At 40.8% G+C, this 13,888-nt stretch carries 10 protein-coding genes; 5 read left to right on the top strand and 5 right to left on the bottom strand.

Annotated elements, in window-relative coordinates; genetic code table 11:
- Positions 1 to 62: 62 nt before the first annotated feature.
- From gcvP to HCG69_RS10495, 5 genes are all read right to left on the bottom strand, one after another.
- Positions 63 to 2,912: an aminomethyl-transferring glycine dehydrogenase gene (gcvP, locus tag HCG69_RS10515; RefSeq protein WP_221650005.1), complete on the bottom strand. Its 2,850-nt coding sequence runs from the start codon at positions 2,910 to 2,912 to the stop codon at positions 63 to 65.
- Between the two features lie 71 nt (positions 2,913 to 2,983).
- Positions 2,984 to 3,622 (bottom strand): MBL fold metallo-hydrolase, encoded by a 639-nt coding sequence (locus HCG69_RS10510; RefSeq protein WP_221650004.1) that lies wholly within the window; start codon positions 3,620 to 3,622, stop codon positions 2,984 to 2,986.
- 28 nt (positions 3,623 to 3,650) lie between these two features.
- Positions 3,651 to 4,271: a 16S rRNA (guanine(527)-N(7))-methyltransferase RsmG gene (gene rsmG, locus HCG69_RS10505; RefSeq protein WP_221650003.1), complete on the bottom strand. Its 621-nt coding sequence runs from the start codon at positions 4,269 to 4,271 to the stop codon at positions 3,651 to 3,653.
- Between the two features lie 28 nt (positions 4,272 to 4,299).
- Positions 4,300 to 5,151, bottom strand: coding sequence for a DUF3298 and DUF4163 domain-containing protein (locus tag HCG69_RS10500; protein ID WP_221650002.1), 852 nt, complete (start codon positions 5,149 to 5,151; stop codon positions 4,300 to 4,302).
- Positions 5,152 to 5,339: 188 nt separating this feature from the next.
- The gene (locus tag HCG69_RS10495) at positions 5,340 to 7,112 is read right to left on the bottom strand and encodes a CotH kinase family protein (RefSeq protein WP_221650001.1); all 1,773 of its coding nucleotides are present in this window, start codon (positions 7,110 to 7,112) and stop codon (positions 5,340 to 5,342) included.
- Between the two features lie 245 nt (positions 7,113 to 7,357).
- Between HCG69_RS10495 and HCG69_RS10490 the strand changes: the two genes are divergently transcribed.
- The 5 genes from HCG69_RS10490 to lipB all read left to right on the top strand — a co-directional run bounded on the left by HCG69_RS10490 (position 7,358) and on the right by lipB (position 13,885).
- Entirely contained in the window at positions 7,358 to 7,753 is a 396-nt protein-coding gene (locus HCG69_RS10490; protein ID WP_221650000.1) for a hypothetical protein, read from the top strand.
- A gap of 329 nt (positions 7,754 to 8,082) precedes the next feature.
- Complete coding sequence (locus HCG69_RS10485) at positions 8,083 to 10,299, top strand: TonB-dependent receptor (protein WP_221649999.1); 2,217 nt, start codon at positions 8,083 to 8,085, stop codon at positions 10,297 to 10,299.
- A 135-nt stretch (positions 10,300 to 10,434) separates the two neighbouring features.
- Entirely contained in the window at positions 10,435 to 10,746 is a 312-nt protein-coding gene (locus HCG69_RS10480; RefSeq protein WP_195350303.1) for a heavy-metal-associated domain-containing protein, read from the top strand.
- 152 nt (positions 10,747 to 10,898) lie between these two features.
- The gene (locus tag HCG69_RS10475; protein WP_221649998.1) at positions 10,899 to 13,115 is read left to right on the top strand and encodes a heavy metal translocating P-type ATPase; all 2,217 of its coding nucleotides are present in this window, start codon (positions 10,899 to 10,901) and stop codon (positions 13,113 to 13,115) included.
- Between the two features lie 104 nt (positions 13,116 to 13,219).
- Positions 13,220 to 13,885, top strand: a complete 666-nt coding sequence (gene lipB, locus HCG69_RS10470) for a lipoyl(octanoyl) transferase LipB (protein WP_221649997.1) — start codon at positions 13,220 to 13,222, stop codon at positions 13,883 to 13,885.
- The last annotated feature ends 3 nt before the right edge of the window (positions 13,886 to 13,888 follow it).

Raw genomic sequence — 13,888 nt, 5'->3', positions numbered from 1 at the left:
AAGTTGAAAATTACTATGCAGCGTGACAGCGCAGCTAATTTTCAACTTTCAACTTTCAATTTTCAACTAAACGAACCGTACCTTGTTGGCAACAGCTTTCTGTCTCCCAATGTATTATCTACGCGTGCCACATTTACCCAGAATTTGTTTTCACGTACGCTTTCTATCGGGTAGGCAGCTTTTTCACGTGTATAGCTGTGTTCCCAGTGGTCGTTCACGATCTCGTATTCCGGATGCGGAGCATTTATTAGTACGTTATCTTCCACGCTTGCTTCGCCATTTTTCACTTCCTGGATTTCTTTCCATATCGTCTGCATCACGGTTACAAAATTATCCAGTTCCCACAAACTTTCACTTTCTGTAGGTTCAATCATCAGTGTTCCGTGAACAGGGAAGGAGAGAGTAGGAGCATGATATCCATAATCCATAAGACGTTTTGCGATGTCGTTCTCGCTGATTCCTGTTTCCTCATGTACTTTGCGGCATTCCAGAATCATTTCGTGTCCTACGAAACCATTGGCTCCGCGATATACGATACCATACGTGTCTTTCAGGCAGGCAGCCAGATAATTGGCATTGAGGATAGCGGCTTTTGTTGCCATAGTCAAACCTTCGGTGCCCATCATGCGGATATAGCCGTATGTGATAGGTAGTATTCCTGCACTACCAAAAGGAGCGGCAGATACTTCATTTATCGGATTACCAAACAATCCGTGACCCGGGAGGAATGGTATCAGGTGCTCGGCTACACAAATAGGACCTACACCGGGGCCACCACCACCATGGGGAGATGCAAAGGTCTTATGCAGATTCAGATGGCAGACATCTGCGCCAATAAAGCCTGGGTTGGTTAGTCCTACCTGAGCATTCATATTTGCACCGTCCATATACACTTGTGCACCACAAGCGTGGATGATATCGCAGATCTCTACGATTTCTGTTTCAAAAATGCCGTGTGTAGACGGGTACGTAATCATCAGGGCGGCTAACTCTTCTTTGTTTTCTTCAGCTTTGGCACGAAGATCACTCATTTCTACATTACCATGTTCGTCACAAGCACAAGTGATTGTTGTGAAGCCTGCCTGTATAGCCGATGCAGGATTCGTACCATGTGCCGATGCGGGTATCAGAATTTTGTTACGGTGTCCTTGACCAATACTTTCGAGGTAACTGCGAATCACACGAAGACCTGTATATTCACCTGCTGCACCGGAGTTCGGTTGCAAGCTGACACCAGCAAATCCAGTAATTATTTTCAGTTCATCACTCAGGTTTTCTATTAATTTACGATACCCCTCGGCCTGATCCTCGGGTACTAACGGATGCATACACAGAAGGTCCGGACGACTCAGTGGTAACATTTCGGCAGCAGCATTCAGCTTCATTGTACACGAACCCAACGGAATCATAGATTGGGCAAGCGAGATATCTTTGCGGTCCAGCCTCTTGATATAGCGCATCATTTCCGTTTCCGTATGGTATTTATTGAATACTTCGTGGGTAAGGAATGCACTCTGGCGTTTCAGTTCTTTAGAGAGTGTATCAGCATCGGGGATTTCAGTAATCTTTTGATAATCCTTCTCAGCAGCGATAGCGAAGATAGAAAGCAACATATTGGCAGCAGAAATATCAGTGGTTTCATCAATGCTGAAACCAACGTCACCATTGTCGAAATAGCGCAGATTCACTTCTTTACTGAGTGCGATGGTACGTACTTGCGGTGCCGAAACATTGTCGGGTAGTATGAAACGGAGCGTGTCGAAATAATGTTTGTTCACCTGTTTATATCCCAATTTGCTGATCTCTTTTTCAAGGAAAGCACTGATACTGTGGATACGCGATGCAATATCCGTAATGCCTTGTTGACCATGATAAACAGCGTAGAATCCTGCCATTGTAGCCAGTAATGCTTGGGCGGTACAGATGTTGGAAGTAGCTTTTTCACGTTTGATGTGTTGCTCACGGGTTTGCAGAGCCATGCGATAACACATCTTTCCGTACTTATCTTTTGACCAGCCAATGATACGTCCCGGCATGTTGCGTTTAAATTCGTCACGGGTAGCGAAATAGGCTGCTGAAGGACCACCGTAGAACATCGGTGTTCCCAGTCTTTGCGTTGTACCGAATACAATGTCTGCTCCCCATTCACCCGGAGGCACGATGAGTGCAAGACTCAACAGATCGGCAGCTACAGCTACTTTACAATCAGCCTCATGTGCCTTTTCAGTGAAACTGCGATAATCTTCAATACTTCCGTCCGAATTGGGATACTGGAGGATGCAGGCGAATACTTCCGGAGTCGGTTCAAATTCCTGATACTTGCCTACACGTAGCTCAATGCCTTGCGGTATGGCACGTGTATTCATCACAGCCAGCGTTTGTGGAAAAATATTCTCATCAACGAATACAACATTAGCTCCCGACTTTTGCTTATCGCGTGGGCGCAGTCCGTACATCATTGTAACTGCTTCTGCGGCGGCGGTGGCTTCGTCCAGTAAGGAACAGTTAGCTAATGGCATAGCTGTAAGATCGCAAACGGCTGTCTGGAAATTCATTAATGCTTCCAGGCGTCCTTGTGATACTTCTGCCTGGTAAGGTGTATAAGAGGTGTACCATACAGGGTTCTCGAACACATTTCTCTGAATTACGGCAGGGGTGATGGTATTATACCAGCCCATTCCGATATAAGTGGTGAATAGTTTATTCTGACCAGCCAGTTCGGCAATGTGCTTGCTGAATTCATATTCGGTCATAGCCGGAGGCAATGCCAATGGTTCTTTGAGCCGGATATTGGCCGGTATTGTTTTATCAATCAGTTCATCAAGGGTGCTTACGCCTATCTTGCGGAGCATCACTTCAATGTCTTTTTCGCTAACACCTATATGGCGATTGGCGAATGAATCGGTTTTCATATTAATTAGTTTTTAAGTTGCTCATATGGATTGTATAATCGCTTGGCGTAGATTCTCCGTATGCGAAACAGTTATCGGAAGAACGGATTTTCCGCTTTTTCCATACCGATGGTAGTTGGTGCTCCGTGTCCCGGATAAACCACAGTTTCGTTGGGAAGAATGAACAGACGGCTACAGATGTGTTCTTTTAGTTCATCAAAATTGCCTCCCGTTAAATCGGCACGTCCGATGCTGCCTTGAAAAAGTACATCTCCGGAGAACATACAGTTCTCTGCTTTACAATAATATACGAGGCTTCCCGGAGAGTGTCCCGGTACGTGAATTGCTTCCAGCGATATATTTCCGAAGGTGATTATATCTCCGTCATGCAGATATTTCCCCAATGGCACAGGAGGTTCCTGTAGTTGGAAACCGAACATACGGCTCTGCTTCGGAGCTTCTTCGATCCAGTATTCATCCGCTTGGCTGGCTTCTGCTGAAAGACCGAACTCTTTCAGCATGAACGGATTTCCAAAGATGTGGTCCAGATGCAGGTGTGTATTCAGCAAATGTTTCACTGTTAACCCATTGGTGTTGATGAAGTTTTTCAATGCTTGTTTCTCTTCATCATAGAAGCAGCCCGGGTCTATGACAACTGCTTCTTTTGTTTCATCCCATAATACATAACAATTTACGGGAAACATATTAAATTCAAATCTCTTTATTTTCATGATTATTTGACGTTACGTATCTATCTATTTATACGGTCACATATACCACTTTCTTTGTCTGGAAGAATTCTTCCTTAAAATCTTCACTTAAGCTGTGTAAGGTGGTTTTATGCTTGAACGGCATTGCTTCATGTTCAAGTTCTCCACCTTTGAGACAGATTAAACCATTTGGCAATGCATTTTGTTGCCGGGGTGAGATGTTCTTTTTGATGATTTTGATTAAATCTGCCAACGGCATAACAGCGCGGCTCACTACAAAGTCGAATAACTGTTTCTCTTCTTCGGCACGTGCATGGCGGAAGGTTACATTTTTCAGCCCGATGGCATTGGTTACTTCAGTAGCTACGCGCACCTTTTTTCCGATACTGTCTACCAGATGAAATTTTACATCAGGAAAAAGTATAGCTAACGGAATACCGGGAAAACCACCGCCCGTACCCAAGTCCATAATGCTGGTACCGGGACGAAACTGAATCACTTTGGCAATACCCAGTGAATGCAACACATGATGTTCGTACAAGTTTTCGATGTCTTTACGCGAAATAACGTTGATTTTAGCATTCCAGTCGATGTATAGGTCGTATAGAGCAGCTAATTGTCTGCGCTGTTCTTCCGTAAGGTCTGGAAAATATTTTAGTATGATTTCCACTGCTTTGTTTAATGTATGAGTTATATTTTTAATTTTTCAGTTCACCAATAATCGGGTTACTACCCAGCATATGCTCCAGCATCTGGAACGGCAGGGATACTATAACCGGTCCCATTGCGTATGGAGTGATATCATATACATTATAGTAGAAAGTAATTCCGTCTTTGTTGAGGTAGAAGTTTTCTGTAGCGGCTATTTCGCCTGTTGATCCATAGCCCATATCTTCCAGTTCGGCACGTGTCTTGGCTCCGTTATCCGCCATAAGCTGATTCCAGATAAGATCGGTCAGTGGCTCCTGATAATCTCCAACAAAAATATCGTCCAGACGTAACGGACGCATCAGACCGAGGTCGAAGTTAAGATAAGTAGTCATGTAGATGCCATGGGCCCCACCTGTATATTCATTGTAGTTAATACGATATACAAGCAAATTCTTTTCATAGAGCTGTACATGGCTTTCGATTCCTTTGTAATAAGAGTACCATGCACCTACGGATGATTCATTTTCTTTATCTTTTTCATCTTCCAGATACATAGGTTCCAAGTCGCGGCGATACTCACTGATATATGTCTCTGTATATTGCTTTACTACTTCCTGAGGTTTCTCTCCCATGTATTTATCGCCGAAACAAGCAGCAATGAAATATTTATCCAACGTATCTTTCAGTAATTCGTCAGATGATTTGGAGGGATAGGCAAAGTTTATCAGCAGGTTGCAGGCTGGTTTGGCTGTATCTCCAAAGAGATGTGCCGTCTTGTTCACCTGTATGCTATCGAATTCCAGTGAACCGGTATCTTTTTTCATCTTGTCACCACAAGAAAATAAAAAGCCGCTTGCCGCAAGTATAACTGCAAGTAGGCTGACATATTGTTTTTTCATAAGGTTTTTTTCTTTAAATTCAACATTTGTTAGGCTATTCCCTATCGACAAATATAGAACATATTAACGAATAAAAAAGAAAAAAAAAGAAAAAAATAATGTGCTGAAACGGTTAAATCTCCCTATCTCTTCATAGACAAATATAAATTCAAATAATAAAGTTTTAAAAAAAATAATATTGTATCATATCACAATTCAGAAAAAGCTTTTTCAAGCCAGTCAAAACGTTTATCTAACCACTGTTTTAAATATTGTACTTCGTTGGCATAAGATCCCCATATGGCATAGTTGGGCCATGTGTATTGATATAAGGTATTCCATTTTGCGTTGTTCTCGATAGTAGAATATTTTAAATAAGTTGCATTTTCGTTGATATCTGTTAGTATATCATTTTTTTTAGATTTAAAATATGCAAAACGTTCTTTTATTAAAGTAAGAAAAGAAGGATCTTCAAACATTCTGGAAAACCATGTAACCTTTTTCTTTATCATAAAACCCTCATAATCTTGATTTCCGTTATAGTTGATATTACCTAAAGCAATATCAAAATCCCATAATGGTCCCATTTTAAGTTTTCCTCCTGGAACTATATTTAGATAACAGCTACTGTAAAAACAAGCGTCATTATTTTTTGTTATTTCATTGATCAAATACCAATCGACAAAGCTTGTTTTGTCAAAATAGTTTGCATAGCCTTCTTTTTCGTCTAAAAAATGACTTCCTAATAATGATTCTTCTGCTTTATTTACATAATTTGAGATCCATTTATAACGCTCTCCATCTTTTTCTATATCAGGATCTTTAACGCAAAAGAGTAGTTTTTTTGTTTTGAATGTAATATCTTCGGGAGACACTCTCTCTGGTTGATCTATTTCCATCAGATATCCATCATCTGTTACATTTACTCTTGAATCTGAAATCTTTATTTTTTCACATAATTGATAAGTTCCATAATATTCCTCATTCATAAACAACTCAACAAAATGTGTTCTTGGAGTCCACTCTAAGTTACTTATTCTTCCCATGAAGAAACTTGTCTCATTACGCAAACTTGTTTTATCTGTATAATTTGCTAATAATACCCATGATTTATCCTTGGGCTCTCCTAATAATGAGACTTTTTGGTCAAACTTTAAGGCATAGGGCTTTTTGGGTAATCCCCACGTTGAATTACCTCTTCCTTTGATGGTGACATTACTTTTGAATATCTCTCCTGAACGAGTATGTATATCTTCTATAATTCGGATATGAGCATTGATGTATTCATCTTTAGAAGTAATTTCTGTATCATTTTCTGTATTTATATATACGATAGGTAATCCGGTAAATGCATATATCAAAACTTTATATTCCTGTGTTTTCCCTTCTGTATCTCTTATTGTGATTTCTACAGGAGAGGAAAAATCAATATCATCTATTGCTTCAGGACTTTGTATGTATGCTTGTTTATTGGAAAATTCAATAGTGGGGATTAATTTTTTATTGGGAATTACATAAGGAATTAATGCAGAAATTGTTCCGTTTTCATTTATTGTTGCAGTAATATCAGCAAGGAGCAATTGAGGGTTTTTGGATGCTTCAAAAACAAAAGAGATAATACGAGGCTCTATATTATTAGCCGCCTTCTGGATGATTAGAATTGTTTGTGTAACGTCAGAATTTGGTACTCTAAATATGACTTTAGATATTCGTTCTACAGATGTAAGATTAGGATCACAGTTTAAACTTAGTATGTTGAGTCCTTCCGCCTTTGTGTTAGTAATAGTGGAATGTAACCACTCTTCTTTCTCGATCTCAATGTTTACTTCCATATTTGTTTGATAAAAAACATCGACAATGCTCTCTGTGTTTTCAATGAAATACTCTTTTTTAGGAATGTTGATTATAATTTCTAAATTTTCTTCTTTTTGGCATGATATTAACATCACAATAAGAAGTAATAGGAAATGTAATTTTTTCATAAGTACTATTTTAATTGTTTTTATTTAATAAAGAGAAAGGAGGTTTTGTATGTTCTGTACAAAGTTATGAAAAAAATGTTGACTTCGAGAAACTATTGATGAAAATATATGTGAAATATAGAAATCATTACAGATGACTATTAGCTTTATTACCATAATTATTGAATATTGGCTAATAATTTATAGCTACTTTTCTTTATTCTATTCTATTTTCCATATTTTATCCCTATCTTTGTACCGGATTTATGAAGAGACTTCGATACATACTGCTTGCTATGCTCTCCCTGTTGATTATTTACGCTGGGGTGGGAGTCTCTGTTGTCCATTACTGCTGTGTCGGTTGCGAAACTGCGCAGACTTGCTGCACCAGTGGTTGCCCTAAATGTAATAAAGCTCATCATCAGTCAGATAAATCATGTAAAGACGAAGGTTGTACAGCTACTATCTATAAAGTAGATTTGATGAAACATTCGTGCGAAGCCTCTGTTGCTGCGCCCGTGATACAACTTATCTGTGAATTGTTACCGGACTTCCAATTCCTTCCGTCTTTTAATAAATGGCAGGAAGTATCTTATGCTGTCCCTCCGCATCCTGTCAGTTCGCGGTATTATCTGGCTCTTTATTCAACTCTTCTTATTTAGCCAAAAGTATATAAGAAAGGTATACGTGTTGGTAGTGTTTCATAGTACTGCTTTCACTATTCCTTGTGTTTGTATCTTTAGGTTTCAGAATGTAAAACATCCCCATGTTCTTTATGAAAACATCCCCATGTTGTGTACTAAAACATCCGGGTGTTTTGTATAACAACATCCGGATGTTCTGATTTCTCATCTCATATGTTATACAGATAAGATATTGGTAAACAGAATGTAAAGAAGCCTGTAAATGTACGAATACAGAATGTACTTTTCATGCAACCGTGTTGCACAGGTTATTTTGTAAATTTGCACCATGAAATGAATTAATTTATATGAAATATGTATTTTTATTATTTACTCTCTTCACTTTCCATGCTTTACAGGCACAGGTGACGGGAATTGTAAAAGACAACACCGGAGAACCCATTCCCGGTGCCAATGTGTTTTGGATGAATACTACAAACGGTGTGACAACTACCGAAGAGGGCCGGTTCTCTATTTCCAAACCAGCTAAAAGCCATATGCTTGTCGTTAGCTTTATCGGTTTTGAGAATGACACAATTCATGTCAGCAGTAAGAATCAGGAACTTGATATAGTTCTTCACGAAGGTGTTGAATTAGGTGAGGTGAACATTGTAAGCCGGAAACTCGGTACGATGAAATTGCGAAACAGCGTGATGAATGAAGATATCATCAGCAGTGCTGAGCTGACACGTGCAGCCTGCTGTAATCTTGGCGAAAGCTTTGTTACTAATCCCTCAGTAGATGTCAGCTATTCGGATGCTGCAACGGGAGCCAAGCAGATAAAGTTACTGGGACTCTCGGGTATGTATGTACAGATGATGACGGAAAATATTCCTAATTACAGGGGGGCTGCTGCACCCTACGGTCTGGGATATGTGCCCGGCCCGTGGATGCAGAGTATCCAAGTTAGCAAAGGTAGTTCTTCGGTAAAAAATGGCTATGAGTCTATCACCGGGCAGATCAATGTAGAGTTCAAGAAACCTCAGCTCCCGGAGGCGGACTGGGTATCGGCCAATCTGTTTGCCAGTAGTACGAGCCGTTATGAAGCCAATGCTGATGCAACGATAAAACTCTCCAAACGGTGGAGTACTTCACTGCTGGCACATTATGAAAATGAAACAAAAGCACATGATGCAAATGATGATGGCTTTGCCGATATTCCCCGGGTAGAGCAGTATAATTTGTGGAACCGTTGGGCGTATATGGGCGATCACTATGTCTTTCAGGCAGGTATCAAGGGATTATCTGAACGTCGTAACAGCGGGCAGGTCAGTCATGGGAAAGAACCGGCACATGATCTTTATGAAATAGGTATTAAAACGGATCGTTACGAAGCTTTCACCAAGAATGCTTATATATTTAATAAGGAGAAGAATACCAATCTTGCCCTTATCCTCCAAGGGACGATTCACAATCAGGATGCTACCTATGGTCTTAAACTCTATGATGTGGATCAGAGTAATGTGTATGCTTCTCTGCTTTTTGAGACGGAGTTCAGTAAGCAACACAGCCTTTCTACCGGATTGAGTTTCAATTATGATGGATATAATCAACATTATCGCCTGACCAACGATGCAGGGCAGGGATTGACAAAGGCTTTGGTAAAAGAATCTGTTCCCGGAGCATATATTCAGTACACATTTAATTTGAATGATAAATTGATGCTTATGGGTGGACTTCGCGGAGATCATAGCAGTAAATATGGTTTCTTTGTAACTCCCCGTGCGCACATCAAATATAATCCGAATGAGTATGTCCATTTTCGGCTTTCAGCTGGAAAAGGCTATCGCACCAATCATGTACTGGCAGAGAACAATTATCTGCTTGCCAGCAGCAGGAAGGTAAAGATAGCTGATCATCTTAATCAGGAAGAAGCCTGGAATTATGGAGCAAGTGTTTCAACCTATATTCCTTTATTTGGTAAGACTTTGAATATTAATGCGGAATATTATTACACTGATTTCCTGAAACAGGTTGTTGTGGATATGGATACAGACCCCCATGAAGTGTCATTCTACAATCTGGACGGACGTTCTTACTCACAAGTGTTGCAATTGGAAGCGAACTATCCGCTTTTCAAGGGTTTCACCCTGACGGTTGCTTATCGTCTGACAGATGCAAAGACAACTTATAACGGGAAGTTATTGGAGAAACCTCTGACCAGTAAGTATAAAGGACTTTTGACGGCCTCTTATCAAACGCCACTTGGATTGTGGCAATTTGATGCAACGTTGCAGTTGAACGGTGGGGGAAGGATGCCGAATCCATATACACTTGCTGATGGTAGTCCGTCATGGGAGGCGCGCTATGGCAGCTTTGAGCAACTGAGTGCACAAGTGACGCGTTATTTCCGTCGTTGGTCTGTCTATGTGGGTGGGGAGAACCTGACAAACTTTAAACAACAGAATCCGATTATAGATGCCGCTAATCCATGGGGAGAAAATTTTGATTCGACCATGATATGGGGGCCAATGCATGGAGCAAAGGCGTATATAGGGGTTCGTTTTAATTTACCGAGAATGTAGAAGAGAGTAGTTAAGTAGTCAAAGTAGTTAAGTAGTAAGTAGCAGAGTGCTAACGTTATCCTGCCATATACATTTTAACTACCTCTACTTACTACTTAACTACTTTGACTACTTAACTACTAAAAAAAACAGTTTATGAAAACAAGAAGAATGGTAGCTGCTCTAGCAGTAGCTTTATTGAGTGTGACAGCCGTTATGGCAAAAGATATCCGTACGGCAGTGTTTAAAGTATCGCAGATGCATTGTGAAAATTGTGAACGAAAAGTGAAAGATAACATCAAGTTTGAGAAGGGAGTAAAAGAGTTCTCTACAGACTTGAAAACGAAAACCGTTTCTATCACTTATGACGCTGACAAGACAAATGTAGAGAAACTGAAAGCTGGATTTAAGAAGTTTAATTATGAAGCTGAGTTTGTGAAAGAAGCAAAGCAGGCAGAAAAGAAGTAATTGAACAAACGTCCCGGAGAGATTGTTTTAATAGTGATGAGTAAGTAGTGATAAGTGATTAGCAAGCTACGCTGTATGCCGTATGGCACTTATCACTCATCGCTTATCACTACTCACTTATCACTATTCACTAATCGCTAATTAATAATATTATGAGTACTATTACAAAGAAAGCGTTTCCTGTGCTGAACATGCACTGTGCAGGATGTGCTAATAATGTTGAAAAGACAGTTCGCAAGTTGCCGGGTATTGTAGATGCTTCGGTCAATCTTGCTACCAATACGCTCTCTGTCTCATATGAAGCCGACAAACTGACTCCCGGAGAAATTCGTGCCGCTGTATTGTCCGGTGGTTATGACCTTATAATAGAAGAGGGTAATCTTAAAGAAGAACGAAAGGAAGAGGCGCAACAGCAACACTACCGAAAGCTGAAGATGCAGGTTATCGGAGCTTGGATATTTGCAGTCCCTATGCTGTTTCTTTCTATGGTTTTTATGCATGTACCATACTCAAATGAACTGCAATTGTTACTCACTCTTCCGGTGATGATACTTTTTGGTGGTTCATTCTATACGGGTGCCTGGAAGCAAGCCAAACAGGGGCGTAGCAATATGGATACTTTAGTAGCGCTGAGTACCTCTATTGCATTTCTGTTTAGTGCATTTAATACTTTCTTTCCCGAATTCTGGTATAGCCGGGGACTGGAACCACATGTTTATTATGAGGCCTCCGTTGTTATCATCGCTTTTGTATTGACAGGTAAGTTAATGGAAGAACGTGCCAAAGGTAATACTTCAACTGCTATCAAAAAACTGATGGGATTACAACCCAAAGTAGCGCGTATCGTGCGTAATGGCATTGAAGAAGAAGTTTTAATCGACCAGTTACAGGTAGGTGATCTTGTGGTGGTCCGTCCCGGCGAACAGATTCCTGTGGATGGGATTCTTGCCGAAGGAGAATCTTTTGTAGACGAAAGTATGATAAGTGGCGAGCCGATTCCTGTTGAAAAGAAACAAGGCGACAAGGTGCTTGCCGGAACAATCAATCAACGAGGTTCTTTTATAATAAAGGCTTCACAGGTAGGAAGTGAGACGGTACTGGCCCGTATTATCCGCATGGTACAAGAGGCCCAGGGAAGCAAGGCACCTGTACAGCGTATCGTTGACCGTGTAACGGGAATTTTCGTTCCTGTGGTTCTTGGTATTGCCATACTTACCTTTGTGCTTTGGCTGGTAATAGGTGGAACAGAATACTTCTCATACGCCATGCTTTCTGCAGTTTCGGTATTGGTAATTGCCTGTCCGTGTGCTTTGGGACTTGCCACACCTACCGCACTTATGGTAGGTATTGGCAAAGCTGCCAGTCAGCACATTCTGATAAAAGATGCGGTGGCTTTGGAGCAGATGCGCAAGGTCGATGTAGTGGTACTTGACAAAACCGGGACATTGACAGAAGGGCATCCTACCGTAAGCGGGTGGTTATGGGCACAAACGCAGGAAGAGTGTTTCAAGAATGTTCTTCTGGCTGCTGAAATGAAATCAGAACATCCCCTTGCCGGGGCTATTGTCACCTCTCTGCAGGATGAGGAAAAGGTTGTTCCTGCACCACTTGAAAGTTTTGAAAGTATTACAGGAAAAGGGGTGAAGGTGGTTTATGAAGGCGATCTGTTCTGGGTAGGTAGCCACAAGTTACTTAAAGATTTCGATGCTATTGTTACGGATGTAATGGCAGATATGCTTGTGCAATATGAATCCGAAGGAAACGGAATCATTTATTTTGGCCGTGAGAATCAGTTATTGGCTATTATTGCTGTTACAGATGCAATAAAATCTACCTCTTCCGAAGCTGTGAAGGAACTGAGACGCCAAGGTATTGATATTTGTATGCTGACAGGTGACGGACAACGTACGGCTTTGGCGGTAGCCGGGAAATTGGGTATAGACCGTTTTATTGCAGATGCTTTGCCGGATGACAAAGAGGACTTTATCCGTGAGTTGCAATTACAGGGAAAGACTGTAGCAATGGTGGGTGATGGAATTAATGATTCGCAGGCACTGGCTCTGGCGGATGTCAGTATAGCCATGGGCAAGGGAACGGATATTGCAATGGATGTGGCTATGGTTACTCTGATGACTTCTGATTTGCTGTTGCTTCCGAAAGCATTTAACTTATCCCGGCAGACTGTGAGACTTATTCATCAGAATCTGTTTTGGGCATTTATTTATAATCTCATAGGCATTCCTATTGCTGCCGGCATACTCTTTCCATTGAATGGATTATTACTGAATCCGATGCTTGCAAGTGCTGCTATGGCATTCTCAAGTGTGAGTGTAGTATTAAATTCATTGAGTTTGGGAAGGAGGAAATGATTTTAGAGTTATAATTTATGAAGTGTGATTTATTATACTGCTTTATTGGAGTTTTAATATAGTTCATGCTTCATAAATCATAATTCTCTTTTATCTTTGTCTTTATGAAAACGATTGTAATTGATTGGAATCTTATCCCGTATGCCGAAGCCTGGCAACGGCAGACTGAATATTTTGACACCCTTGTCCGGGCCAAACAAAACGGAGAAGAGTATGAGAACTGCATAATTCTGTGTGAACATCCTCCTGTTTATACTTTGGGACGTAGCGGAAAAGAAAATAATATGCTTTTGAGTGAAGCACAGTTAGAAAAGATTGGTGCTACACTTTACCATATTGATCGCGGTGGAGATATAACTTATCATGGTCCGGGACAGTTGGTTTGCTATCCTATTCTTAATCTTGAAGAGTTTGATCTCGGATTGAAAGAATACGTACATTTACTGGAAGAAGCCGTTATTCGTGTTTGTGCTTCTTATGGCATCACTGCCGGAAGGCTGGAGAAAGCAACTGGAGTGTGGTTGGAAGGAGATACTTCCCGCGCCCGTAAGATTTGTGCGATAGGAGTGAGGAGTAGCCATTATGTCACAATGCATGGACTGGCGTTGAATGTAAATACCGATTTGCGTTATTTCAGCTATATACATCCCTGTGGGTTTATAGATAAAGGCGTTACTTCACTGCGTCAGGAACTGGGATTTGAGATCCCGATGTCCGAAGTGAAGCAACGCCTTGAACTTGAAATAAAGAGCCTGCTTACGCGATCTTGAATT

The sequence above is a fragment of the Bacteroides sp. K03 genome, from assembly GCF_019734355.1.
Classification (GTDB): domain Bacteria; phylum Bacteroidota; class Bacteroidia; order Bacteroidales; family Bacteroidaceae; genus Bacteroides; species Bacteroides nordii.
The sequence above is the reverse complement of the archived record's forward strand: the minus strand, read 5'-3'. Positions and strand labels throughout refer to the sequence as shown.

What these genes read in the sequence shown, in the direction of transcription:
- HCG69_RS10500 (WP_221650002.1), bottom strand. Translation starts at nt 5,151, where the DNA reads ATGAAAAAACAATATGTCAGCCTACTTGCAGTTATACTTGCGGCAAGC.
- HCG69_RS10475 (WP_221649998.1), top strand. Translation starts at nt 10,899, where the DNA reads ATGAGTACTATTACAAAGAAAGCGTTTCCTGTGCTGAACATGCACTGT.
- gcvP (WP_221650005.1), bottom strand. Translation starts at nt 2,912, where the DNA reads ATGAAAACCGATTCATTCGCCAATCGCCATATAGGTGTTAGCGAAAAA.
- HCG69_RS10490 (WP_221650000.1), top strand. Translation starts at nt 7,358, where the DNA reads ATGAAGAGACTTCGATACATACTGCTTGCTATGCTCTCCCTGTTGATT.
- HCG69_RS10480 (WP_195350303.1), top strand. Translation starts at nt 10,435, where the DNA reads ATGAAAACAAGAAGAATGGTAGCTGCTCTAGCAGTAGCTTTATTGAGT.
- HCG69_RS10510 (WP_221650004.1), bottom strand. Translation starts at nt 3,622, where the DNA reads ATGAAAATAAAGAGATTTGAATTTAATATGTTTCCCGTAAATTGTTAT.
- HCG69_RS10485 (WP_221649999.1), top strand. Translation starts at nt 8,083, where the DNA reads ATGAAATATGTATTTTTATTATTTACTCTCTTCACTTTCCATGCTTTA.
- lipB (WP_221649997.1), top strand. Translation starts at nt 13,220, where the DNA reads ATGAAAACGATTGTAATTGATTGGAATCTTATCCCGTATGCCGAAGCC.
- HCG69_RS10495 (WP_221650001.1), bottom strand. Translation starts at nt 7,112, where the DNA reads ATGAAAAAATTACATTTCCTATTACTTCTTATTGTGATGTTAATATCA.